Genomic DNA, 22,690 nt, shown 5'->3' with positions numbered 1-22,690 from the left:
GTTTACGGGAAAGATAGAGTTAAAGAAAAGAAGCTGCTTTATTAAAGAGACCCTCGAATGATTGGTAAAGTAATTCGGGGGCGATGTGCGTATGGGAAGGGAACGGATTCTGATGGTTGTAATCATACGGGAAATCCCATTCCTTTAACATCGTGGTGGCGTTAGATTCACCCAGGGCTTCGATGACGCCGGACGTCGGCATAACGACATCTTTCTTCAACGTGAGGATTCTGATCCGTTCTCTGTTCTTTTCAAAGAAAGCTTCCCTGTATTCTTTGCAGGTTTCGGGAACAAGCATGGCCTTAAAAGCTTTTTCCAGGAAATCTTCTTTACATACCGCAGGTAGCAGCCGGTGATGCTCGTTGTTCTCTAAAAAGTTATGGAGAAAATACTGACGTACGCGTTCATAGGCTTCCTGGTCCATGATATCCCTTGCGTTTCCGTTCATTCGACTGAATATGGAACCGCCGCAGAACATGAATAAGCGGCTGTTTTGAACCAAGTGATCCGGATTGGCTAACAATAAAATCTGAGCAAGAAACGCACCTATCGAGTAAGCGAATATGTTTACAGACGAATCTTCTTTGAAAAGCGGATGTTCGCCGTGTTTGATTTCAGATAATAGTTGCCATAGATTGAAAACGGATTCCCTTCCTGAAGTATAAAAACGGATGGGACTTTCGGATAGTCGACTGCTCAGAGCCACGTTAACAAAGGTCGAATTTTGCAGGTCGTTGATCTGTTGTTTGCGTTTGGTTACCCAAGGCAGGATAGCTCTTGGGTTGTACCAGTTACTGGGAGTCCTGTTCATGTGAAAGGCAATGGGAAAAAGGATAACGGCTTTTCCGGTTGCCAAAGAGAGAAATTCTGCCCAGGTCAGGTATTTTTCCCAGCTTCGTTCGTTTAATCCGTGTAAAAACAGAATCGCCTGGTCGGTTTTCCGTGTTCCTTTGGGAACGAAAATCGTGTATTTGAAATTTTTATTTTCTTCGATACCGTTATCGCGTATCGGGCAAAATTCCGTGGTGGGGATAGACTCTTGGAAACAATTGATTTCGTTTTCCCCGATGCGTTGTATAAAACGATAGGGACGAATTTCCAAAGGTCTGTCTTCGATAGTCGTCTTTTTTTCGTAAGAAAAAATAGTTTTCAGTTGTTGGGTGCGTAACGAAATTTTCATGACTTAGCGTGTTTTTATATACAAACAAAAAAGAGAATACTCTATTTTCCAAAAAAAAGTTTCAGTGCTTTCCGGAAAGGGATAAAAACCGATATAATGGGGTAAAATTCATTTATGCGTGGTGAAAATTCTGAGAAAAAATAATGTATCTTTGTTTAAAAACATGGAAAAATGGGATTGTTGAATCGTAAAATACCGGTTTACATGTACGAGAAATCGAACTTGGTTCGTTTGGTCTTGTTTACAGCTCTTTTTGCTCTTGTATTTATTAATATATATAAACCTTTCAGTTCTTCTTACTGGTATCCTGTTTCCGAATTCAAATTTTTTCTCTTTTCGAGTTTGATCATTTTGACGGGGGTATTGGTGGTGGTCATCAGTCGTATCATAATGTATCATTATGTAAAGTCTCATTTTATTTCATACGGTCAATACGGGCTTTGGATTTTGGGAGAAATATTTTTGATGGCTCTTTTTTACACGATATATACGCTCTCGTTAAAAGAAGAAAAGGAGGTGTTGGATGTTTTTGAAGATTCCATGAAGAACACGAGTTTGGTATTGCTCCTTCCTTACGCTATTCTTGTGCTTTATTTTTCCAAACAGGAAAAAGAACGTCAATTAAGGAGACTGGAAGAGGGAAGGGCGGATGTCGGCGGGAAGGGAACCGTTCTTTCGTTTTATGACGAGAAAGAAGAGCTGCGTTTATCCGTAAAGCGGAATAATCTGTTATACATGGAGTCGGCAGACAATTATGTTTTTATCTGGTACTTGAACAAGGGGATCGTGACCCGGTTTATGTTGCGTAATACGTTGAAGAACATAGAAAAACATTTTATCAATACGACCGTATTGCGTTGTCATCGTTCCTATATGGTGAACTTCGAGCAGGTCAAAGTCATTCGACGCGGAAAAGACGGGATATATTTAGAATTGGGAGTGGATAAGGTTCCGGATATTCCGATTTCAAAAACCTATAGTGAGAAAGTTACCCGGTGGTTTATGAGCTACTCCTCCTGAGCGAAGTTGTGGCGAGATTATTTTTAAATGAAAAAGCCCTGAAAGATTTGTTTTCAGAGCTTTATATCTTAGCGGTGCGGACGGGACTCGAACCCGCGACCCCATGCGTGACAGGCATGTATTCTAACCAGCTGAACTACCACACCAAAATATTTCAAAAAAGCGGTTCGGACGGGACTCGAACCCGCGACCCCATGCGTGACAGGCATGTATTCTAACCAGCTGAACTACCGAACCTTTTTGTATAGAATAACCGCTGTTATTCCCAATTGCGGTGCAAAGATATAGACTTTTTCTTATTCTGCAATACCCGTAGGAAGAAAAATGAAAAAAAGTTATTTAAAAAAGGGGAGACAAGTAAGAAAAAAATGATTCCCGTTATTCTCTTCTGAAAAGATACCTTTTGAGTATTAAAATGTTAAATATACGGAGAAATAAAATAGAGATGTAAAATATTTGATTACTGTTTTGGAGTTTAATTTTTTGAGTATATTTGTGGCATTAATATACGTCAAATTTAATTTAATTAATAAGATAATGAACGTACCAGCAGAATTAAAGTACACTAAAGAACACGAATGGATTCGTGTTGAGAGTGAAGAAGCATTTATCGGTATAACGGATTATGCGCAAAGTCAATTAGGTGATATCGTATTTGTAGAGGTCGAAACCGAAGGAGATAGTTTGGAGGCTGGAGATACTTTCGGAACGATTGAAGCCGTGAAGACCGTATCGGATCTTTATATGCCGGTTGCCGGTGAGGTGATTGAATTCAATGCTGCATTGGAAGATCAACCGGATTTGGTAAACAAGGATCCTTATGGAGAAGGTTGGATCATCAAGGTCAAAATAGACGATGAAGCTCAATTGGACGGATTGCTTAGTGCTGATGCCTATAAAGCGTTGATTTAAACATATTATGGATGGTAGAGACTGTACCTTTATTCTTGAGTGGAGGTACAGTCTTTTTTTTTGTATAAACAATTATGACACTAATAAAATCTATTTCAGGAATTCGTGGAACGGTCGGAGGGAGGCCGGGTGAAAATCTTACTCCTTTGGATATTGTTAAGTTTGTTTCTGCTTACGCGACTTGGCTGAAAGAGAAAGCTGGAAAGCAAAAGGCAAAGATTGTATTGGGACGGGATGCAAGAGTATCCGGTGATATGTATGCCAAATTGGTAGAAGCGACACTTTCCGCTTTGGGGCATGATGTCGTGAATATCGGGTTAGCGACGACTCCGACAACCGAGGTTGCGGTTACGGCGGAGAAGGCCGATGGCGGTATTATTCTGACGGCGAGTCATAATCCCAAGCAATGGAATGCTTTAAAACTGCTGAATGCTGAAGGAGAATTCCTTTCTGCCGAAGAAGGGGGTAAAGTGTTGGAAATGGCAGAAGAGGAGTGTTTCGAATATGCTGATGTGGATGGATTAGGGATGATCACGTATAAGGATTATACCGATTATCATATTCAGCAAGTTTTGGATTTAAAATTGGTAAATCGGGAGGCTATAGCCAAGGCCAATCTAAAGGTTGTCGTGGATGCCGTGAATTCCGTGGGTGGAGTTGTCATTCCTGCTCTATTGAAGGCTTTGGGAGTAAAAGAGATCATTCCATTGAATTGTGAGCCGACCGGACATTTCAGTCATAATCCGGAACCTATTCCTGAAAATTTAACGCAAATATCAGAAAAAATAAAAGCATGCGGTGCCGATTTGGGAATTGTGGTAGATCCGGATGTCGATCGTTTGGCGTTGGTTTGTGAGAATGGCGAAATGTTCGTGGAGGAGTATACCTTAGTTGCTGTTGCCGATTACGTTTTAAAACATACTCCGGGAAACACGGTTTCTAATCTCTCTTCTTCCAGGGCCTTGAAGGATATAACCCTCGGATACGGACACTCTTATTATGCAGCGGCAGTCGGAGAAGTCAATGTCGTTGCCAAAATGAAAGAGACGCGGACCGTAATCGGGGGAGAAGGAAACGGGGGAGTTATTTACCCGGAGAGTCATTACGGTCGGGATGCTTTAGTCGGAGTAGGGCTTTTCCTTTCCCATTATGTTGCAGAAGGGAAAAAAATGACGGAGTTGAAAGCAGCCTATCCGCGGTATTTTATTTCAAAAAATAAATTGACCCTGTCCCCGAGTACGGATGTGGATAAGATCCTGACCGGATTAAAACAAAAATATGCCTCGGAGGAGATAACGGATATAGATGGAGTGAAAATTGATTTTGCAGAGGGGTGGGTACATTTGAGAAAATCAAATACGGAGCCCATTATCCGGATCTATTCGGAAGCAAAAGACGAGAATTCCGCCAATCGATTAGCTGATGAAGTTATACAAGTAGCCCGGAGTTTAATCGGATAAAAAAATCGGCAAGTGCCGATTTTTTTATTATTCCACGTATAAAACCAGTCCTTTTAAGTACTCTCCTTCCGGGTGGTAGATGTTGATCGGATGATCGGCCGGTTGTGTCAGCTGATGTAAAATCTTTACTTTTCTTCCCGTGTTGGCTGCTGCCGTGAAAACGGTTTGCCTGAAAAGTTCTTTGGTCATCACCTGGGAACAAGAGAAAGTGAAAATGAGACCACCGGGTTTTACGACTTCGATTCCTTTGCGATTGAGTTTCTTGTATCCTTGAATGGCGTTTTCCAGTACATTCTGGTGTTTGGCGAAAGCTGGGGGGTCGAGGATGATGAGGTCGTATGTGTATTTGGATTTTTCCAAGAACTTGAAGGCGTCTTCAACGAAAGCTTCGTGTCTTGAATCTCCCGGGAAATTTAAATCTACATTTCGGTTCGTGAGCTCGATGGCCCGGGCCGAAGCGTCAACGGAGTGTACCAGGCGTGCTCCTCCACGCATAGCGTAAAAGGAGAAACCTCCCGTGTAGCAAAACATGTTCAATACGTTTTTATCTTTCGCGTATTTTTCTAACAAACTGCGATTCTCCCTTTGGTCAACAAAAAATCCGGTTTTTTGTCCTTCGAGCCAATCGACGTTGAATTTTAAACCGTTTTCTATGGCAATGAAGTTTTCAGATGCTCCGTATAAATATTCGTTACGGGGATTTAATCCCGCTTTAAAAGGGAGGGTTCCTTCCGATTTATCGTATATGGCTGATAACTGATCTCCCATAACCTCTACGATTGCTTTGGCTATTTCCTGACGAACTTTATACATACCGACCGAATGGAATTGAACGACGGCGACACCGGCATAAAAATCGACGATTAAACCGGGAAGATCATCCCCTTCTCCGTGTATCAAACGATATACATTGGAGTCGTGGGATTTTGCCAGTCCGATCGTTATCCTGGTATCGTATGCTTGTTGGATACGTTCTTTCCAAAACGCATAATCGATCTCTCTTTGTTCAAAGCAGAGAACCCGAACGGCGATGCTTCCGATCTGGTAATGTCCGATACACATAAATTCTTCATCGTAGTTGTATACTTCGACCACATCGCCTTCCTGGAGATCACGCGGCATTTTAGCTATGGCACCGGAAAATATCCATGGATGCAAACGGAAAAGAGAGCGTTCTTTACCGGCTTTTAATATTATTTTGTTCATAATTTTATTTGTCTATCACCTGTGCGATATCGATTTTTCCGGCGCAAAAGTAGCTAAAAAACGGATAAAAAAATACCGGGAACTGTTTTCATCGTTTCCCGGCATTCAATTTCTTTGTTTACACTTCCAGCATTTCTTTTGCTTTTTCAAGGATTGTCGTGTCGTCTAAAACAACGATTCCACCGTTTGGACCTTGTTCTAAATGAATACCGGCAGAACTACCCTCTTCATAATTATCCCCTCCGAAGTAGTTTCTTACGGTATCGGTACTGATTCCCAATTCATCCGCAATTTTTTGCATGCTACCGTGTGGCAACATATCTTTAATTCTTCTTAATTCGTTGAATGTAATAGTATAAGTCATAACGTAGTAGTTTTAGAATTATTACCTGCAATAAATGTAGAACTTTATTTTGAGAAAAGCAAATAAAATATTCTGTTCTCCGACTCTAATTTGTAGCCGGTCTGAAACATGGATTTGGATAACTCTTTTATTATGAGAGAATATATTTATTGTATTTAGATACATTATATTTTATGGCGGTTGCCTCGTATCGCCTTTGTTATGGAGAATCAACGCGTACGACCGATATCTTTCTTGTAGACAGCCGGAAGGACGGAGAAGCGAAAGAGTTTTCTTGTAATTAAATAGGTTTTTTATTTTTCAGGAGAGATGCTTTTTATACCTTTGTACACTCGATTATTGAGTATTAAGATGAATAGTCCGGTTGTTAGATGAGACTATTTATGAAAGAAGATCTAAATTATAAATCTATTTTAAAGCATGAGTTTTCAGGATTTAAATATAAGTAAGCAGATATTGATGGCTTTGGAAGAAGCCGGATTCGAGACGCCTACACCTATTCAAAGAGAGGTATTTCCTGTCGTTCGTTCCGGAATGGATGTGATTGGAATAGCACAGACGGGAACAGGGAAGACATTGGCTTACCTGATACCGATATTGATGAAATTGCATTACGCTCAGGATGTTTATCCGCGGGCCTTGGTTGTCGTTCCGACCCGGGAATTGGTGGTTCAAGTATGTGAAAGTGTAGAGCTTTTGGCAGAGTATATGGATATTCGCTGTGTCGGAATATACGGAGGAACTAATATTCGTACGCAACAGGATAAGGTGTATGAAGGCGTGGACTTGCTGGTGGCGACTCCCGGGCGATTTATGGATATTTATTATAATGGTATTATTCGGACCAAATTGATCAAAACGGTTGTTATAGATGAAGCGGACCGGTTGATGGATTTGGGATTTTTACCTCAATTGAAAAGTATTCTGGAGGTTATTCCCGAGAAACACCAAACCTTGTTGTTTTCCGCCACTTTTTCGGAGGCCGTGAATATGCTGGCAAGTGATTTTTTGCGTGATCCGGTAAGAGTGGAGGTCGATCGGCAGGCGACCCCGGTGGAACATATCGAACAGATACGGTATGACGTGCCCAATATCATGACGAAGATTAATTTGTTGAAGTCGTTATTAGCTGATAAAGAAAGTTTTAAAAAGGTTATGATATTTACGGAAACCAAAAAGAACGCGGATCGTATCGTGGAGCGATTGGCGGACTATTGGAGAAATGAATTAAGTGTAATTCATTCGAATAAGGCACAGAATACCCGCTTGAAAGCCTTAAACGCTTTTAAAGAGGGAACGACTCGAATCATGGTTGCCTCCGATGTGGCGGCACGCGGTATCGACGTACAGGATATTACGCATGTTATAAATTTTGATATTCCTTCTCTTGCGGAAGAGTATGTACACCGTATCGGGAGAACGGCCCGAGCCGGGAAAACGGGAACGGCTATAAGCTTTGTTTCCGAGAAAGAGGAAGAGCGTTTTGACGATATAGAAAAACTGATCTCGCAAAAAGTGAAATTGGCGGATTTACCTGAAGATTTGGAAGTGTCTCAACTTTTATTGGATGAAGAGCGGATACAGACCAATAATATCGTTTACCAGAGAGGAAAACCGCAAGGGGGAGGGGCTTTTCATACACGGAAGCAAAAGAACAGTTATACGACGGATGACAATCGTAGAAACGTAAAGGCCAAAAGGATGGCACATCGTAAGAAAAGATAGAGATATAAAAAAGATCAAAATTATTTTGATCTTTTTTTTTATTTTCTCAAATTTGCCTGCATGAAAGTAAGAAACGTCATATTGATCAATCAGCTTTTTCTGAATATTAAGAAGCGGGATGCGTTTCTTGTCTTGGCGTGAAGTTTTTTCACGGACTTTCCTATGCAAAAGACCGCTGGGTCTGATTATTTGTGAAAAGAATCAAATAAAATAACTTATATTATTTACCAATTTAAATTTTAGGATTATGGAATTGCCATTTTCAGAATCGTATAGAATTAAGATGGTGGAAACCATCCGTAAAAGTACGCGTGAAGAACGCGAACAATGGATTAAAGAGGCGAAGTATAACCTGTTTAACCTGAAGAGCGATTATGTGTTCATCGACTTGTTAACGGATTCCGGAACCGGAGCCATGAGTGATAAGCAATGGTCGGAATTGATGTTGGGTGATGAGAGTTACGCCGGGGCTCGTTCTTACTATAACATGAAGAACGCGATTAAAAATATTTTAGGTTTTGATTATTTCTTGCCTACCCACCAAGGACGTGCTGCCGAAAATGTTCTTTACTCAACCATTATTAAAGAAGGAGATGTACTTCCAGGTAATTCTCATTTCGATACGACAAAAGGACATATTGAATTTCGTAAGGCTTTAGCCATTGATTGTACGATAGACGAAGCTGCCGATACGCAATTGGAAATTCCGTTCAAAGGGAATATGGATCCGGCTAAGCTGGAAGCCGTATTAAAGAAATACCCGAAGGAGAAAATTCCGGCAGTCGTTTTGACGGTCACCAATAACACGGCCGGAGGACAACCGGTTTCTATGGCTAATATACGTGAGGTTTCCGCTATCTGTAAGAAATACGGTGTTAATCTGCAAATTGATTCCGCTCGTTTTGCTGAAAATGCGTACTTTATCAAAACCCGGGAGAAGGGTTATGAGAATAAAACTATCAAGGAGATCGTAAAAGAGATGTTCTCCTATGCCGATATTATGACGATGTCCTCTAAAAAAGACGCTATCGTGAATATGGGCGGATTTGTAGCGTTCAAAAATGAGGAACTATGGAAGAAATGCCAGATGTTCTGTATCATGAACGAAGGGTTTATCACTTACGGAGGTATGTCCGGTCGTGATATGAACGCTTTGGCTCAAGGTTTGGATGAGGGGACTGAGTTCGATTACCTGGAAACCCGTATCAAACAAGTTGAATATCTGGGGGCTAAATTGGATGAATACGGTATTCCGTATCAACGTCCTGCCGGTGGACACGCTATTTTTGTGGATGCCAAGAAGATCCTGACTCATGTTCCGAAAGAAGAATTCATTGCTCAAACTTTAGGTATTGAGCTTTATTTGGAAGCCGGTATCCGCGGTGTAGAGATCGGTTCGATCTTAGCTGACCGTGATCCGGTTACCCGCGAAAATCGTTATCCGAAATTGGAGTTGTTACGTTTGGCTATCCCGCGTAGAACATACACCAACAATCATATGGATGTGATTGCAGCAGCGTTGAAGAATGTATATGACCGGAGAGAATCAATTAATCGCGGTTACGTGATTACCAAAGAGTTCCCGATTATGCGTCACTTTACCGTGGAGTTGGAACCTGCCAAGTAAATTTTGGGGAGTAGAATATGAAAACCGGGTTGGTGTGAGCCAACCCGGTTTTTTCATGTGCGAAAATTGAGTAATTGAATATTAAATGAGTTGTGTCGTAAAGTTTTTCACTTAAAAACTGAACCCACTTTCAAAAATATTAGATTGACTGTAAGGTAGCAGTATACCGGAGAAAGTCAATTGTCTTCCGTTCGTGTTGCCGGTTACCGTTGCCGTCGCGTAGTTACTTCCGTACGAGAGTTGTACCGTAACTTGTGCAAAAATAGCAGCACCCATGACATTGAACGTGTAAGTAACATTCCCTTTCTTGTCTATTCTTTGATGTATACTGGATGGCCAACCGGTAACCGTGATCCCTCCGAGTCCGTTAGGACCGGGATTGAAGCCGTTGAAGGCTAATTGTAAGGAAACCCGATTACGATCCATCGCGATAAAGTTCGTGTTGTTGGTTACGGACATCGGCATGCCGTAATTATTATACAAGGTATTTGCCTGTAATGCCCAACTATTGTTCTTTAACGCTTGTAGTGCATTTTGGTAAGCGATTTCGTTTTGTAACTGGCGAACCATTTTATTATGTGCCCTCATCGCTTGTCTGTGTGCTTTTCTCTCCGCTTTTATCTCTTGTTTTGTTTTGGTTTGTGCTTGAAGACTGAAATCGTAAAACAAGAATGTAGCCATTGCCAATAAAAAAAGTAATCTTTTCATAGCGTCTCTTTTTTATTTTTTTATGTAGTTTAGTTTAACGAATTTATCCCATTCGATACTCCTCTTGTGATGCTAGTCTCTATCCATAAGGAGTAGAATATTGAAATTCTATGGCATATACGTGAGGGATGGAAAGAGGGTTAGCCTTCTTTCTTTAAAAAAGATTAATTTTCTCCTTTTCCGTTAGAATAAATTAGAAAACTTTGAATAAAAACAGATGTGGTATAAGAGATAAGTTGAAGTGTATTGTTTTGATATATAGTGATATAGTTGTCTGACGGATCTTTTGTAAAGACAATCTTTCCTGTTTGTTTCGTTTTTCAAACCGGTGATATTTGTATACTTTTGTAAGCGTTCGAAAACGGAAGTGTATACATGAAATGGAAATATTATGAGCTATTTATTTTTAGAATACCCCAAATGCAGTACTTGCCGGAATGCCAGAAAGTGGTTGGATCAACATCGTGTTTTATATGAGGACAGAGATATCGTTGTGAATAAGCCGACATTTAAAGAGTTAAAAGAGTGGATAATCCGGAGCGGATTGCCTGTCAGGAGTTTTTTTAATACAAGCGGGCAATTATACCGGGCACTTCAATTGAAAGATAAATTACCCTTGTTGAGTGAAGAGGAGCAGTTGAAGCTCTTGGCTTCTGACGGAAAACTGGTAAAACGTCCTTTGCTGATAGGAAAAGACCGGGTGTGGGTAGGTTTTCATGTGGAGGATTGGGAAAATATAGGCTGACATGGTCGTACAAATAGAATTTGCACTTCGGGAAAAACCGAGAGGTGTTCATGTGATTACGGATGAAGTTATCTGCCATTTACCTCTTTTGCCGGAAACGGGTATATTGAATTTGTTTATAAAACATACTTCTGCTGCTCTGACGTTGAATGAGAATGCAGATCCCGAAGTCCGGGGGGATCTCGAACGTATTTTTAATCGTTTGGTAAAAGAACGGGAACCCTATTACCGCCATGTGTTGGAGGGGGATGACGATATGCCGGCTCATGCTAAAACAGTCATTGCCGGGGTAACGCTTACGATCCCGATCTCGGGCGGAAAATTGAATCTGGGTACCTGGCAGGGAATATACCTTTGCGAGTTTAGGGAACAGGGGGGAGCACGTCGGCTTGTGGCAACCGTAATTGCTTAGAGATCGTATCTTGGGAAATAAAAAACAGTAGATTGAAAACTTACATTTACTTCAATCTACTGTTTCGATTTTCCTATTATTCCTATTTCTTATCGTATTATTTTTATTTATTCTTTAGGTCTAAGGGGAACTTTTGTGGTTTTCTTGTTCAATATACCGTTTATGTTGGAATAGTTCATGTTGGCCTTGCTTGTTGGAGTCCATGCATAAGCCAAGATCGGTGGGTAACACCATATACTAATGGAGAGTTCCCATAGCGGACTCATTATCTCGTAAAATTTACTATCAGCCGGTCTTCCTTCCCCATATTTTGATGCCAATATGACTCTGAATTGATATTGTTTCCCCTCGCGTAAACCTTTAATCACAATTGTTGGAGTAAATGCAGGAATTTTTGCATGGAGGGTCCATCTTGATTCTGATATTTCCCGATATTCAATAATTGTTAGCGTGACGTCTTTTATGTCTGTATTGTCGGCAATAAGATTTAAGACCACTTTAGTATCTTGTGCAAACAAAGAAGAACTGATCGATAACACGCATAGTGTTAAAAAGATTTTTAATGTTTTCATGATTTTACTTTTTTAGTTACACATTTTGATATTGCAAGGAATAATAGCGTCTTGTTATTTATTTATGTCATTAAGAATAATGATATTTTATTTTGACAAAAATAAATCATCTATTTTTAATAAATGTATCTAAACTGTGTTCTTTTTGTTCCTGGATTGTGGCTATTTTAAATGGAATTATGGTTTTCTTTTTTATACAGTCTATGTTTTCCAATAAATAATAAAAGTAAAAGAGGCGAAAAATGTAAAATAAGAAAGGATAAATACCGGAGATTTCGGTGGTATGATGTTCGTATTTTTTTCGTACATTTGTATCTGGAAAATATAGATATTTTGAAGCGTAAATGATTGATAATAATAAGGCAATAGAGATTCATCCTTTAGAGCCGTTCTTACCGGAAGGGGCGAGATTGTTGATGTTGGGGAGTTTTCCCCCGCCCCGGTCCCGTTGGTCCATGGACTTTTACTACCCTAATTTTCAAAACGATATGTGGAGGATTCTGGGGATTGTCTTTTTTCAGGATAAAAACTATTTTCTGACGGAGGACGGAAAACATTTTTACGAGGAGAAGATACGGGCATTTTTGATTGAAAAGGGAATAGCCTTAAGCGATACGGCCACCAAAATTATCCGCCATAAAGATAATGCTTCGGATAAGTTTTTAGAAGTGGTGGAGTCTTTGGACTTGCAAGTCGTTTTACAACGACTTGCTGCATGTAAAGCGATTGTAACCACAGGACAAAAGGCGACGGATACGCTGATCGCGTTAACTGGAACGGAGCAGCCGCCGGTAGGAGGATTTTCTGAATTTTGTTTTCAGGGGCGGGTGATAAGATTGTATCGGATGCCTTCCTCTTCGAGGGCCTATCCCAAACCGGTGGAGGAGAAAGCTTTGTATTACCGGAAAATGATGGAGGAGATCGGATTGTTGAAAAAAGAAAAAGAATAGGGGATATGGTTATAAAAAGTTTTATAGATAACGACTTGTATAAATTCACGACGATGAATGCTATTCAAAAGAAGTTTCCGGATGCGGAAGTGGTTTATCGTTTCGTGAATCGGGGAAAAACCTCATTTCCGCCGGGATTCGCAACTGTTTTGCGGGAAGAGGTCGATCGAATGGAAAGTTTGGTGTTGACGGAAGAGGACGAACGTTTTATGCGTGCAAAGTGTTATTATTTTGATTCCGTATTTTTTGATTTGTTAAAAGGTTTTCGGTTTGATCCTAAGGAGGTTGAAATTTCACAGGAGGGGGGAGAGTTAAACGTGGAAATTCGCGGGTTGTGGTATCGTACGGTACTTTGGGAGGTTCCTTTAATGGCTATTATCTCTGAATTGTACTTTAAAATGATGGGATTAGAGGCTCGGGATGAGGAGAAAAATGCCGTCTGTAAAGCTAAAGAGTTTGTGCGCTTAAAAGCAGAGATTTCGGAATTTGGAACCCGGAGGCGTTACTCTTACGAAGTGCAGGATCGGGTGGTCGGTATATTGAAAGAGCATATGGGACGTTTTCTTAACGGAAGCAGCAACGTGTATCTTGCCATGAAGTATGATTTGATTCCTATGGGAACACATCCGCACGAGTGGTTTATGTATCATGGGGCTCACTACGGCTATCGTTCGGCCAACGAGATCGCTATGGCTAATTGGGTGGAAGTATATGACGGGTACTTGGGAATAGCACTTGCGGATACTTATACGTCGGCAGATTTTTTTCGAAATTTCAATACCAAATACGCCAAATTGTTTGACGGTCTGCGATGGGATAGCGGTGATCCGTATGAGTTTACGGAGAGAGCGTTGAAACATTACCGGGAGCATCGGATTGATCCGACGACCAAAACAATTGTTTATAGCGATGCCTTGGATCTGGAAGGGGTAAAGAAGATCAAAGCGTTTGTAAACGGCCGGATTCATGATGTATACGGGATCGGTACTTATTTGACGAATGACGTGGGTGTAAAACCTTTAAACATGGTGATAAAATTGTTTGAGTGCAGGCCCAAAGGAGGGGCGGATTTTTTGCCAGTGGTAAAGCTTTCCGATGTGGAGGGTAAACATACCGGAGATCCTCGGGAGATTGATTTGTGTTTGGGTATATTGCGATTATGAAGACATAGAATAACAGAAGGGAAAAATATGTTGGTGACTTATGAAGATATAAGAAAAGACGAGGGAATAAAAAGTTATATAGCTCAAGCGGATAACGTGTTGATAACGTTGGGCTATACGGAACATTCGTTTCCTCATGTGGTGAAAGCGGCCAATACGGCGGAGATGATATTACAGACTTTGGGTTATCCGGAGAGGATAGCCGAATTGGCCAAAATAGCCGGATATATGCATGATATCGGCAACATCGTGAATCGGGTGGATCATGCCCAGAGCGGAGCAGTAATGGCTTTTCGATTGTTAGATAGAATGGGGATGGAAGCGGATGAGATTGCCCAGGTGATAAGTGCTATCGGCAACCATGATGAAAGTACGGCCGCTCCGGTAAATCCGATTGCAGCGGCATTGATTTTGGGAGATAAGACGGATGTGAGGCGTAGTCGTGTCCGGAACCGGGATTTCGCTAATTTTGATATTCACGATCGGGTAAATTATGCCGTAGAAGAATCCGAAATCTATTTTAACGAAGATAGAAGTGCTGTTATTCTCGATTTGACAATTGATACCAAAATTTCTGCCGTTATGGATTATTTTGAGATCTTTTTGGGCAGAATGTTGTTGAGCAGAAAAGCGGCAGAGTTTTTGAATATTCGTTTTGAACTGGTCATAAACGGTCAGCGATTGCTATAGGAGTGGATTTAATTTGCGGTTATGGGAAAAAATATTTTAGTGTTGGAAGGAAGTCCCAGGATGGATGGGAATAGCGATATGTTAGCGGAAGCTTTTGCCGAGGGAGCCGGAGGCCAGGGACACGAGGTCAGCATTATAAAGGTATCCTGTTACCGGGTAAACGGCTGTTTTGCCTGCAGTATGTGTTGGAATATGGGAAAACCTTGCGTACAATCGGATGACATGGAAAAAATATATCCGGAGATAGAACAGGCTGATGCCGTTGTTTGGGTGTCTCCTCTCTATTTCTTTACCTGGTCAACCCAATTGAAAGCCGTTATAGATCGTTTGTATCCTTATTATCTCGATCGTTCTCCTGTTAAGTTGAAGGGAAAAGAGAGTGCTTTGATATTGGCGGCTGCTACCGATCAGATGGCGGAATTGAAAGGTATTCAGGAAACTTACCGGATTATGACGGAGTACATGGGGTGGAAGAATCGGGGAGAGATGTATGCCTGTGACGTTTGGGAAAAAGGTGAGGTCCGACATATGGATTATTTGGAAAGGGCCCGGAGTTTAGGTGCGAGTTTTTAAATTTAGAAGACAATAGATGCGTGGATACCGGGGTAGTTGTCCAGGACGGCGGGAGTGATGCTAATGGCCGTTCTGCCGAAAGGTTTGGTGAAGATATAGGTACTGCCTACACCTATGGCCGTTCCTGCTAGTACATCCCACCAATCGTGTTTTTTCCCGTATACACGACTCCAGGCCACGTAGGTAGAGAGTAGATAGGCGGGTATCCCGAATTTCCATCCGTAACGCCGTTGCAGGAAAGAGGCTCCCGTGAAAGAGATGGAGCTATGGGCGGACGGAAAGGAGTGATCGTCGCTTTTATCGGGGCGTTCCTTGCTGATACTGTATTTAAGAATATAGGTCAATCCGACAGCCGTGGCACCCGAAAGTACCAATTGTTTGGTTCCCTCGTAATCTTTCTTGAATAGGGTCATGGTAAAGGCCGTTACGGGAGCGACGAAGAGAAGGGCGTCTCCCGTTGTACGGATAGCTTTGCGCTGGGCTTGTAGGGGGTGTATAAAAAAGAGTCCCAATAGGGTTATCGATATGAAAAGATAGCGCATCATTTTTATTGAAATAAAGTGATTAATCGAGGGATGAAAACAAGTAATCCGATAATAGCGGCGACGATAGCGGTAAATAATACGCCTCCGGCGGCCACATCTTTGGATTTACGGATTAGTTCGTTATAGTCAGGCGATACCAGATCTGCTAAATATTCGATAGCCGAATTAAAAGCTTCTGCGGAGAAAACCAATCCGATGGCGAAAATGACGGCGATCCATTCGTTATTTGAAATATCAAGTAAGAATCCGGCAATAGAGACACATACCGCTGCAAAAAGGTGAATACGGGCGTTATGTTCATGGGTAATTAGTATTTTAATTCCTTGAAAGGCGTATTTGAAACTGCGTATTCTAGCTTTTATTGAAAATTTGCGGTCATTCATCTTTCTGATAATTAAAAAGTCGGGACAAACATACGAAAAAATGAGAAATGATACGGGAATTTTTTTGATTTATCGTTTTTATGTTTGAAAATTTGTACTACATTTGCAGCCGTAATTGCCAATTTAGCTCAGCTGGTAGAGCAACGCATTCGTAATGCGTAGGTCTGGGGTTCGAGTCCCCAAATTGGCTCGGAAGGATCGGAATATTTTATTCCGATCCTTATTTTTTTGTTCTGAGAGAAATCTAATTCTCCATGGGGGGATAAAATGTACGGTTAGATTGTTTAATAAGAGATGGATATGTAACAATTAAACATTACTTTTGTCTAAATTCAAATGGGGAAATGATGGAAAAGACGGTGTATTTTTTAGGTTCAGGATTTTCGAAAGAAGCGGGAGGGTTGGTTCAGAATGAGATAATCCGGACGATTTTGGACGAGAAGTTTACCGGTGATAATAAAAAGTTGATCCGGGCGAGAGATCATTTTATCGACTTTTTGAAAGAGGAGTTGCATATATACGAGGATCATTATTGTAATGTAGCTCTTGAGGATGTATTTACCCCCATAGATCGTTGCATTTGGGATGGACTTTCTATCGGTCGTTACAGTGCAAAGGGTTTGGTCGAATTGAGGGAGGAGTTTCATGCCCTGATGGCAGCGGCGGTGAATTATAGTTTTAAAAAGAATAGAAGTTGCGGGGATTACGTGGATCAATTTGCCGAGTATATTGACGGGATGGCCAAGAAAAGGATGGAGGACGGGGAGGATCGGGTCGCATTGATTACCACGAATTGGGACGTCCTTTTCGATCATGCCTTGAAGCGAGCCATTGATAACGGGCATCCGGAAAAATTGAGTGTTGTGGACTATTGTTGTTACGTGAGTTCCTGGGAAGCCAATGACGATACGGTGAAGCCCGGTTTGCTGGCGATTGGTTACGGCGGTTACAATATCAAGTATTTGAAATTGCACGGTTCGATGAATTGGTTTCATTGTCCCATGTGTCAACGGATGTACGTGAGATTCGGGGAGGAGATAGAGATGATGGAAGCGGCTTATTGCCGTCATTGTCGCAAGAATTACGGGATGGGGGAGATCAGTTCGATTAAATTAAGGAGTAATTTATTATTGCCTACTTACCTGAAGAATTTGAGTAACATACAGATTAAGTTGGTATGGCAGAATGCAGCCATCGAACTTTCTGAAGCGACAAGAATTGTTTTTATCGGTTACTCTCTTCCCTCTGCCGATTTTGAGATCCGTCAGCTTTTGGCTCGTATGATTCGTCCGGATGCAAAAATCGAGGTCGTCATATACCCGTATGGAAATAGGGTGAAGGCCGAAGTCGACCGTTATAAAAATTTCTTCGGTAGCCGGATAGCAGGTCGGGATATTATTTTGAAGAGCGTGCCCGATTATGTAACGGGTTTAAGAAACGAAATGAAATAGTACTATATCTACTTGATAATAGAGATAGTATGTCTATATTATGATGCGAGAATGACATAGATACGAGTGCGGGTAGGCTTTTGGCTGTCGTACCGGATTTGGCACATAAGTTGAATTATCTTTTCATGCATTTGAGCTCGCGGTAAAACCCCATTCAGAAGAATATGAATGTTTGACTTAATAATGGGAGGATAGGGTTATGATGCCTATTAGAAGATCTCAAAATGGGTTATCGGGTATTGTTTGCTTCCCTCTTTTTGATCGTGAATGGGAGCAGCTACAAACAGGGTGTAATAGCGTCTGATTCGAAAGTTTATTTTAAGATAGCCTCTTTTTTCGCGTGACTTTTTCTCCCTGTTTGGCGAAAAGATAAAGAATAAGCAGTAAAACGATAAGTCCTGCTAAAAAGTATTGCCATCCCCATTTGTCTAATACGATACCCGTGGCCGATCCCCAGAAACTGGAACCGAGGTAGTAGGCTAAAAGGTAAATGGAGATCGTGACGGAACGTTTCATCACGTTGTATTCGCTGACGATACGATTGCAGATGACGTGTATGACGAAAAAATCGAAGGTAAGGATGGCTAATCCTAACGTGACAATCCAAAAATCAGTGATATACATTAACCCGATGCCGGGAATGGAGATGAGAATGGTCGTTTTCAACACCTGTACGGGATTGAAATAGTAAGTTAGTTTTGCCGTGGCGACGGAACCGAAAATACCGAACAAATACATCAGATAGATGTAATGGATCAGGTTGGGAGAAAAGTTAAAAGGTTCTTTTACCAAATAAAATCCCAGGTAGTTATATAAACTTACGAATATGCCTAACATGAGGGAACCGATGATATAGAACGGAACCAACTCTTTGACCGTGATAAATTTTATATTTTCCGTGATCAAGGATTTGAAATTCTCTTTTTTAGGTATAAAATTGGTCGACATAGGACTGAAAAAGAGAAATAACAGAGCGAAAAATGCACATAGTATTCCGATGGATACGGAGGCTATTCTCCAGGAGTATTCTTCACTGATATAAGAAGAGATGACCCGTCCCGCCATACCTCCTAAAGCATTCCCGGCAATATATAATCCGGTGATTTTTCCCTTGTTTTGCGGTAAGACTTCTTCCGAAATATAGGCTAAGGAGACGGAAGTGGCTCCGGAAAGCAGGAAACCTTTAGCGGCACTTAATAGTACAAGGAAAAAAAAGGATGTTGAAAAAGATGAAATGACGGAAAAAATGGAAGAAGAGAGCAAAGCCCAACTGATTAATTGTTTTCTTGGAATACGATCAGCGATAAACATGGCGGTAAATAACCCTATAACCATACCTAACGTGGAGAAAGATATGGCCAAACTGCTATGGCTGGCGGTTAAGGAAAACTCTTTGGCCAGATCGGGAAGAAGCGGTTGAAAATAATAGAGTTGGGCGAAGCAGGAAAATCCCGATAGGAATACACATACTGAAATAACAATGTCTTTTGTCATTTTTTGTTGCAGATAATCTTTGGATTTCATGTACATGTCAGTTTGATCAAAACGCGGGTACAAATATACGTAGTTTCTCTGCTCGATGTCCCTTTTCCGGTGCCTTTTTCCGCTTGAAAAATTGATCGGGTAAAAGTCTGCTATAAAGCTGGTTTTTATTACTTTTGTGTTGTTCGGTTCCGAGGAAAGTAAATGTTTGTAAGAATTTAATATTTAGGTTAAAATGATGAATGTATTATTATTGGCAATTACGGATTTTTCGCTCCCTCTGGAAGACCCTGTTCTGAAGTTCTTGTTGATTTTGATTATTATTCTGGCGGCACCGCTGCTATTGAACAAATTGAGAATACCTCATCTCTTGGGGTTAATTATCGCGGGGGCGATTATCGGTCCGAACGGTTTTAATTTGGTTCTGCGGGATAGCAGCATTATTCTTTCCGGTACGGCGGGACTACTCTATATTATGTTTTTAGCGGGTTTGGAGATTGACTTGGAAGATTTTAAAAAGAATAGCGGGAAAAGTTTGATTTTCGGAATGTATACTTTTCTTATTCCGATGGTCTTGGGAACCGTTGTCGGTCTTTACGTGTTGAATTTTTCCTGGCTGACTTCCATTTTATTGGCCAGTATGTTTGCTTCGCATACGTTAATAGCCTATCCTATTATCAGTAAATTAGGTGTCAGCAAGAATCTGGCTGTTAATCTGACCGTGGGTGGGACCATGATCACGGATACCTTGGCTTTACTTGTATTGACGGTCGTCGTCGGAATGTCGACGGATAGTGTGGACGATATGTTCTGGTATCGTTTGGCGATAGCCGTGATGGTGTTCGGTTTGTTCGTCATGTTGGTGTTTCCATGGATCGGACGTTGGTTTTTTAAGCGCTGTGAGGATAGCGTGTCCCAGTATATTTTTGTATTGGTCATGGTATTTTTGGGAGCCTTTTTGGCGGAGGTAGCGGGCATCGAGTCTATTATAGGTGCTTTCTTGGCCGGAATGGCTTTGAACCGTTTGATTCCTAGAACCTCTCCATTGATGAATCGGGTCGTATTTGTCGGTAATGCTATTTTCATTCCCTTTTTCCTGATCGGGGTCGGGATGTTGATTAATTATCGTGCTTTTTTTAATAGTTGGGAAACGATAGAGGTCGGTGTCGTGATGATAGTCGTGGCTACTGTCGCTAAATACGCGGCGGCATGGCTTACTCAGAAAACATTTCGAATGTCGGTAGACCAACGACGGGTTATTTTCGGCTTGAGTAATGCACAGGCGGCGGCAACCCTGGCGGCGGTGATGGTCGGGTATAATGTGATATTGGGGCATACCGATACGGGAGAACCGGTACGATTGTTAAATGAAAGCGTACTGAACGGTACGATTTTAATGATATTGGTAACCTGTACGATGGCCTCTTTTTCTGCTCAGAAAGGAGCTCAGAATCTGGCTTTGGCCGATATGTCCGATACGGATTCGGATAATAGCGTTGAGGTTGAACGAATATTGATTCCGGTAAGCTATGAACATAACGTGGATGAATTGGTTAATTTGAGTACGGTCATAAAATCAAAAAAGAATAAAAGCGGTTTGTATGCTTTGAATGTAGTGGATAGTCGGGAAACAGACGAAAAGGTACTTAAGCGGGCGAAGAAGATTTTGAATCAGGCCGTTGTGACGGCTTCTGCGGCAGATAATCATGTACAGGATTTGATTCGTTATGACTTGAGTATTGTAAATGCCATCATCGGGGTGATTAAGGAGAGGAACATCACCGATCTGGTACTTGGATTGCATAAAGAGAAGGGTATTTCGACTTCGTTTTTAGGTAAAATAACGGAAGGTTTATTGAGTCAAAGTCATACCACGACCTTGATTTATAAACCGGCTCAACCTTTGGCAACCATAAAACGGCATTTGGTTGTCGTCCCGGATAAAGCGGAAAAAGAGGTCGGTTTTACTTTATGGGTGGCAAAGATCTGGCAGGTGGCCAACAATACGGGAGCTAAGATCGTATTTTACGCTTCCGGACAGACCTTGTCGGCATTGAAGGAGATTTATGCCAAACGTCCTATTGCGGCCGAATTCGTAGAATTCGGAGATTGGGAAGATTTTTTAATTGTGTTCCGGGATATCCGTAAGGATGATGATTTATGGATCGTGTTAAGTCGCAGGGAAGGGCCTTCTTATCATGCTAATATGGGGCGTGTTCCGGGATACCTGAATAAATATTTCCAGGAAAACAGTTTTGTACTTATCTATCCTTCGCAAGCAATGGAGATCTCTCATAACCGATATTTTATTTGATACCACTCTTTTTTCGAAATCTTATCGTAAGGCGCCCTCGTGACGGATGATAGTGAATATTGGTCGCAGGAATGATGTGTATGAAGAAACTTTTTTCAGACCGTTTCGTTATACCTTATGGCTGTCGTAATGATATGGAGCTGTAGAAAAAGAGGATCAAAACAGTATTACGACAGGCAAAAGAGGAGCTGTTTGTATTTTTCAGACAGCTTTATCTTTCGTCGGATAGAAATTTAATAAACTATATGAAGATGATGAAAAATGGAATTTTGGCGGTCGTTATCGGTTTTTTCGCTTTTTTTGCGGCTTGTAGCGATGACGATCATAACGGAGGGAAAAATACTCCCGGAAAACAGGTTATTGAAGCGTTTCAGGCAAAATACGCGACGGCCTCGAATGTGGAATGGAAGATGGATAACGGGTATGCCCGGGCGGATTTTACGTTTGAAGGAAAAAGTTGTGAAGCATGGTTCTCTCAATCCGGTAAATGGTTATTGACGGAAACGGATTTGTCGTATAATCAATTGCCTTCAGCCGTTAAGACAGGATTTGAAGCCGGAGCTTACTCCACCTGGAAAGTAGAAGATGTCGAGATGCTGGAACGGTTGAATATGCCTTTATCCTATCGGATAGAGGTGGAACAAGGACAACAGGAAAGAACGCTTTATTATGATGAGGAAGGAAATTTGAGGCGGGAGGCCGATGACAACAGTACTACGGATTTACCGACGGCAATGGTCAGTTTTATTCAGAAGGATTATCCACAGTCCGTCATCGTTGATTCCGATTTCCTGATCGATGGGCGTAAGATTGTCACTATTTTGGATGAGGGACGGGTAAAAGAGGTTTTATTCGCATCGGACAACTCGTGGCTTCAGACTCAATGGAAAGTACTGTTGACGGAGTTACCTCAGCCTGTCCTTAATACTTTGAAAGGAAATGCTTTTGTAGGGTATACTCTGATCGGAGCCGAATTCAGGGAATACGCATCGGGGGATGACGTATACAGGATAGAGTTACAAAAAAACGGAAGTCTGAATATGTTTGTCGAGATTTATGCAGACGGATCGTTATTTCTTGATTGATTTAACAAATAGATAAAAAGCTGCTTCAAAATGATTTTTGGAGCAGTTTTTTATTGAGATAAATTTCCGGTTCGCTCCGTGTATAAACTAACGTTGATGATTGAAACAAGCCTTATAAAAGGG

The 22,690-nt window shown here is 41.3% G+C and carries 22 protein-coding genes and 3 tRNA genes; 15 read left to right on the top strand and 10 right to left on the bottom strand.

From position 1 onward, the window contains the following. Window positions 1-19: 19 nt before the first annotated feature. The gene (locus DMB45_RS08030; RefSeq protein ID WP_041502114.1) at window positions 20-1,180 is read right to left on the bottom strand and encodes a DUF6051 family protein; all 1,161 of its coding nucleotides are present in this window, start codon (window positions 1,178-1,180) and stop codon (window positions 20-22) included. 171 nt (window positions 1,181-1,351) lie between these two features. Here DMB45_RS08030 and DMB45_RS08025 point away from each other — a divergent pair, with 171 nt between their 5' ends. Beyond that, window positions 1,352-2,200, top strand: coding sequence for a LytTR family DNA-binding domain-containing protein (locus tag DMB45_RS08025; protein WP_181416501.1), 849 nt, complete (start codon window positions 1,352-1,354; stop codon window positions 2,198-2,200). 72 nt (window positions 2,201-2,272) lie between these two features. Here DMB45_RS08025 and DMB45_RS08020 read toward each other — a convergent pair. Together DMB45_RS08020 and DMB45_RS08015 are read right to left on the bottom strand one after the other, a co-directional pair. Further along, window positions 2,273-2,346: transfer RNA gene (locus DMB45_RS08020), tRNA-Asp, on the bottom strand. 17 nt (window positions 2,347-2,363) lie between these two features. Beyond that, window positions 2,364-2,437 (bottom strand) — tRNA-Asp (locus DMB45_RS08015). Window positions 2,438-2,737: 300 nt separating this feature from the next. On the opposite strand from DMB45_RS08015, the gene gcvH reads away from it, so the two are divergent. Both gcvH and glmM read left to right on the top strand, forming a co-directional pair. Further along, on the top strand, window positions 2,738-3,112 hold the full coding sequence (gene gcvH, locus DMB45_RS08010) for a glycine cleavage system protein GcvH (RefSeq protein WP_041502219.1): 375 nt from the start codon (window positions 2,738-2,740) through the stop codon (window positions 3,110-3,112). A gap of 74 nt (window positions 3,113-3,186) precedes the next feature. After that, window positions 3,187-4,572: a phosphoglucosamine mutase gene (glmM, locus tag DMB45_RS08005; RefSeq protein WP_041502113.1), complete on the top strand. Its 1,386-nt coding sequence runs from the start codon at window positions 3,187-3,189 to the stop codon at window positions 4,570-4,572. A 27-nt stretch (window positions 4,573-4,599) separates the two neighbouring features. On the opposite strand, the gene DMB45_RS08000 is transcribed toward glmM, so the two are convergent. Together DMB45_RS08000 and DMB45_RS07995 are read right to left on the bottom strand one after the other, a co-directional pair. Beyond that, on the bottom strand, window positions 4,600-5,778 hold the full coding sequence (locus DMB45_RS08000) for a class I SAM-dependent rRNA methyltransferase (RefSeq protein ID WP_041502112.1): 1,179 nt from the start codon (window positions 5,776-5,778) through the stop codon (window positions 4,600-4,602). A gap of 118 nt (window positions 5,779-5,896) precedes the next feature. Then, window positions 5,897-6,142: a DNA-binding protein gene (locus DMB45_RS07995; RefSeq protein WP_041502111.1), complete on the bottom strand. Its 246-nt coding sequence runs from the start codon at window positions 6,140-6,142 to the stop codon at window positions 5,897-5,899. 420 nt (window positions 6,143-6,562) lie between these two features. On the opposite strand from DMB45_RS07995, the gene DMB45_RS07990 reads away from it, so the two are divergent. Both DMB45_RS07990 and DMB45_RS07985 read left to right on the top strand, forming a co-directional pair. Then, complete coding sequence (locus DMB45_RS07990) at window positions 6,563-7,867, top strand: DEAD/DEAH box helicase (RefSeq protein ID WP_041502110.1); 1,305 nt, start codon at window positions 6,563-6,565, stop codon at window positions 7,865-7,867. 247 nt (window positions 7,868-8,114) lie between these two features. Then, the gene (locus tag DMB45_RS07985; RefSeq protein WP_041502109.1) at window positions 8,115-9,494 is read left to right on the top strand and encodes a tryptophanase; all 1,380 of its coding nucleotides are present in this window, start codon (window positions 8,115-8,117) and stop codon (window positions 9,492-9,494) included. A 111-nt stretch (window positions 9,495-9,605) separates the two neighbouring features. On the opposite strand, the gene DMB45_RS07980 is transcribed toward DMB45_RS07985, so the two are convergent. Then, window positions 9,606-10,202: a DUF4251 domain-containing protein gene (locus tag DMB45_RS07980; RefSeq protein WP_041502108.1), complete on the bottom strand. Its 597-nt coding sequence runs from the start codon at window positions 10,200-10,202 to the stop codon at window positions 9,606-9,608. A 391-nt stretch (window positions 10,203-10,593) separates the two neighbouring features. On the opposite strand from DMB45_RS07980, the gene DMB45_RS07975 reads away from it, so the two are divergent. Both DMB45_RS07975 and DMB45_RS07970 read left to right on the top strand, forming a co-directional pair. Beyond that, window positions 10,594-10,947 carry an arsenate reductase family protein gene (locus DMB45_RS07975; protein ID WP_110688639.1) on the top strand — a complete coding sequence of 118 codons (354 nt, stop codon included), beginning with the start codon at window positions 10,594-10,596 and terminating at the stop codon, window positions 10,945-10,947. Window position 10,948: 1 nt separating this feature from the next. Next, window positions 10,949-11,359 carry a secondary thiamine-phosphate synthase enzyme YjbQ gene (locus DMB45_RS07970; protein ID WP_041502106.1) on the top strand — a complete coding sequence of 137 codons (411 nt, stop codon included), beginning with the start codon at window positions 10,949-10,951 and terminating at the stop codon, window positions 11,357-11,359. Window positions 11,360-11,466: 107 nt separating this feature from the next. Here DMB45_RS07970 and DMB45_RS07965 read toward each other — a convergent pair whose 3' ends face one another. After that, a complete protein-coding gene (locus DMB45_RS07965) occupies window positions 11,467-11,931 on the bottom strand; it encodes a fibronectin type III domain-containing protein (protein ID WP_041502105.1) in 465 nt (154 codons plus the stop codon). Window positions 11,932-12,275: 344 nt separating this feature from the next. On the opposite strand from DMB45_RS07965, the gene DMB45_RS07960 reads away from it, so the two are divergent. The 4 genes from DMB45_RS07960 to DMB45_RS07945 are packed head-to-tail and all read left to right on the top strand — an operon-like array spanning window position 12,276 to window position 15,307. After that, window positions 12,276-12,881 (top strand): uracil-DNA glycosylase family protein, encoded by a 606-nt coding sequence (locus DMB45_RS07960; protein WP_041505396.1) that lies wholly within the window; start codon window positions 12,276-12,278, stop codon window positions 12,879-12,881. A gap of 5 nt (window positions 12,882-12,886) precedes the next feature. Then, entirely contained in the window at window positions 12,887-14,044 is a 1,158-nt protein-coding gene (gene pncB, locus DMB45_RS07955) for a nicotinate phosphoribosyltransferase (RefSeq protein ID WP_041505397.1), read from the top strand. A gap of 27 nt (window positions 14,045-14,071) precedes the next feature. After that, the gene (locus DMB45_RS07950) at window positions 14,072-14,734 is read left to right on the top strand and encodes an HD domain-containing protein (protein WP_041502102.1); all 663 of its coding nucleotides are present in this window, start codon (window positions 14,072-14,074) and stop codon (window positions 14,732-14,734) included. 21 nt (window positions 14,735-14,755) lie between these two features. Further along, window positions 14,756-15,307, top strand: a complete 552-nt coding sequence (locus DMB45_RS07945) for a flavodoxin family protein (protein WP_041505398.1) — start codon at window positions 14,756-14,758, stop codon at window positions 15,305-15,307. A 2-nt stretch (window positions 15,308-15,309) separates the two neighbouring features. Here DMB45_RS07945 and DMB45_RS07940 read toward each other — a convergent pair whose 3' ends face one another. Together DMB45_RS07940 and DMB45_RS07935 are read right to left on the bottom strand one after the other, a co-directional pair. Continuing rightward, window positions 15,310-15,849, bottom strand: coding sequence for a phosphatase PAP2 family protein (locus DMB45_RS07940; protein WP_041502218.1), 540 nt, complete (start codon window positions 15,847-15,849; stop codon window positions 15,310-15,312). A 5-nt stretch (window positions 15,850-15,854) separates the two neighbouring features. After that, entirely contained in the window at window positions 15,855-16,235 is a 381-nt protein-coding gene (locus DMB45_RS07935) for a diacylglycerol kinase family protein (RefSeq protein ID WP_041502100.1), read from the bottom strand. A 117-nt stretch (window positions 16,236-16,352) separates the two neighbouring features. Between DMB45_RS07935 and DMB45_RS07930 the strand changes: the two genes are divergently transcribed. Together DMB45_RS07930 and DMB45_RS07925 are read left to right on the top strand one after the other, a co-directional pair. Beyond that, window positions 16,353-16,425: transfer RNA gene (locus tag DMB45_RS07930), tRNA-Thr, on the top strand. A gap of 154 nt (window positions 16,426-16,579) precedes the next feature. Beyond that, the gene (locus DMB45_RS07925) at window positions 16,580-17,686 is read left to right on the top strand and encodes an SIR2 family protein (RefSeq protein ID WP_110688638.1); all 1,107 of its coding nucleotides are present in this window, start codon (window positions 16,580-16,582) and stop codon (window positions 17,684-17,686) included. Window positions 17,687-18,004: 318 nt separating this feature from the next. Here DMB45_RS07925 and DMB45_RS07920 read toward each other — a convergent pair whose 3' ends face one another. After that, a complete protein-coding gene (locus DMB45_RS07920; RefSeq protein WP_110688672.1) occupies window positions 18,005-19,210 on the bottom strand; it encodes an MFS transporter in 1,206 nt (401 codons plus the stop codon). Between the two features lie 193 nt (window positions 19,211-19,403). On the opposite strand from DMB45_RS07920, the gene DMB45_RS07915 reads away from it, so the two are divergent. Further along, complete coding sequence (locus tag DMB45_RS07915; protein ID WP_052634344.1) at window positions 19,404-21,482, top strand: cation:proton antiporter; 2,079 nt, start codon at window positions 19,404-19,406, stop codon at window positions 21,480-21,482. Between the two features lie 251 nt (window positions 21,483-21,733). Next, window positions 21,734-22,567, top strand: coding sequence for a PepSY-like domain-containing protein (locus DMB45_RS07910; RefSeq protein WP_181416500.1), 834 nt, complete (start codon window positions 21,734-21,736; stop codon window positions 22,565-22,567). Window positions 22,568-22,690: the final 123 nt, after the last annotated feature.

The organism is Sanguibacteroides justesenii (assembly GCF_003204205.1).
Classification (GTDB): domain Bacteria; phylum Bacteroidota; class Bacteroidia; order Bacteroidales; family Marinifilaceae; genus Gabonibacter; species Gabonibacter massiliensis.
This window is presented reverse-complemented; position numbering and strand designations above follow the sequence as displayed.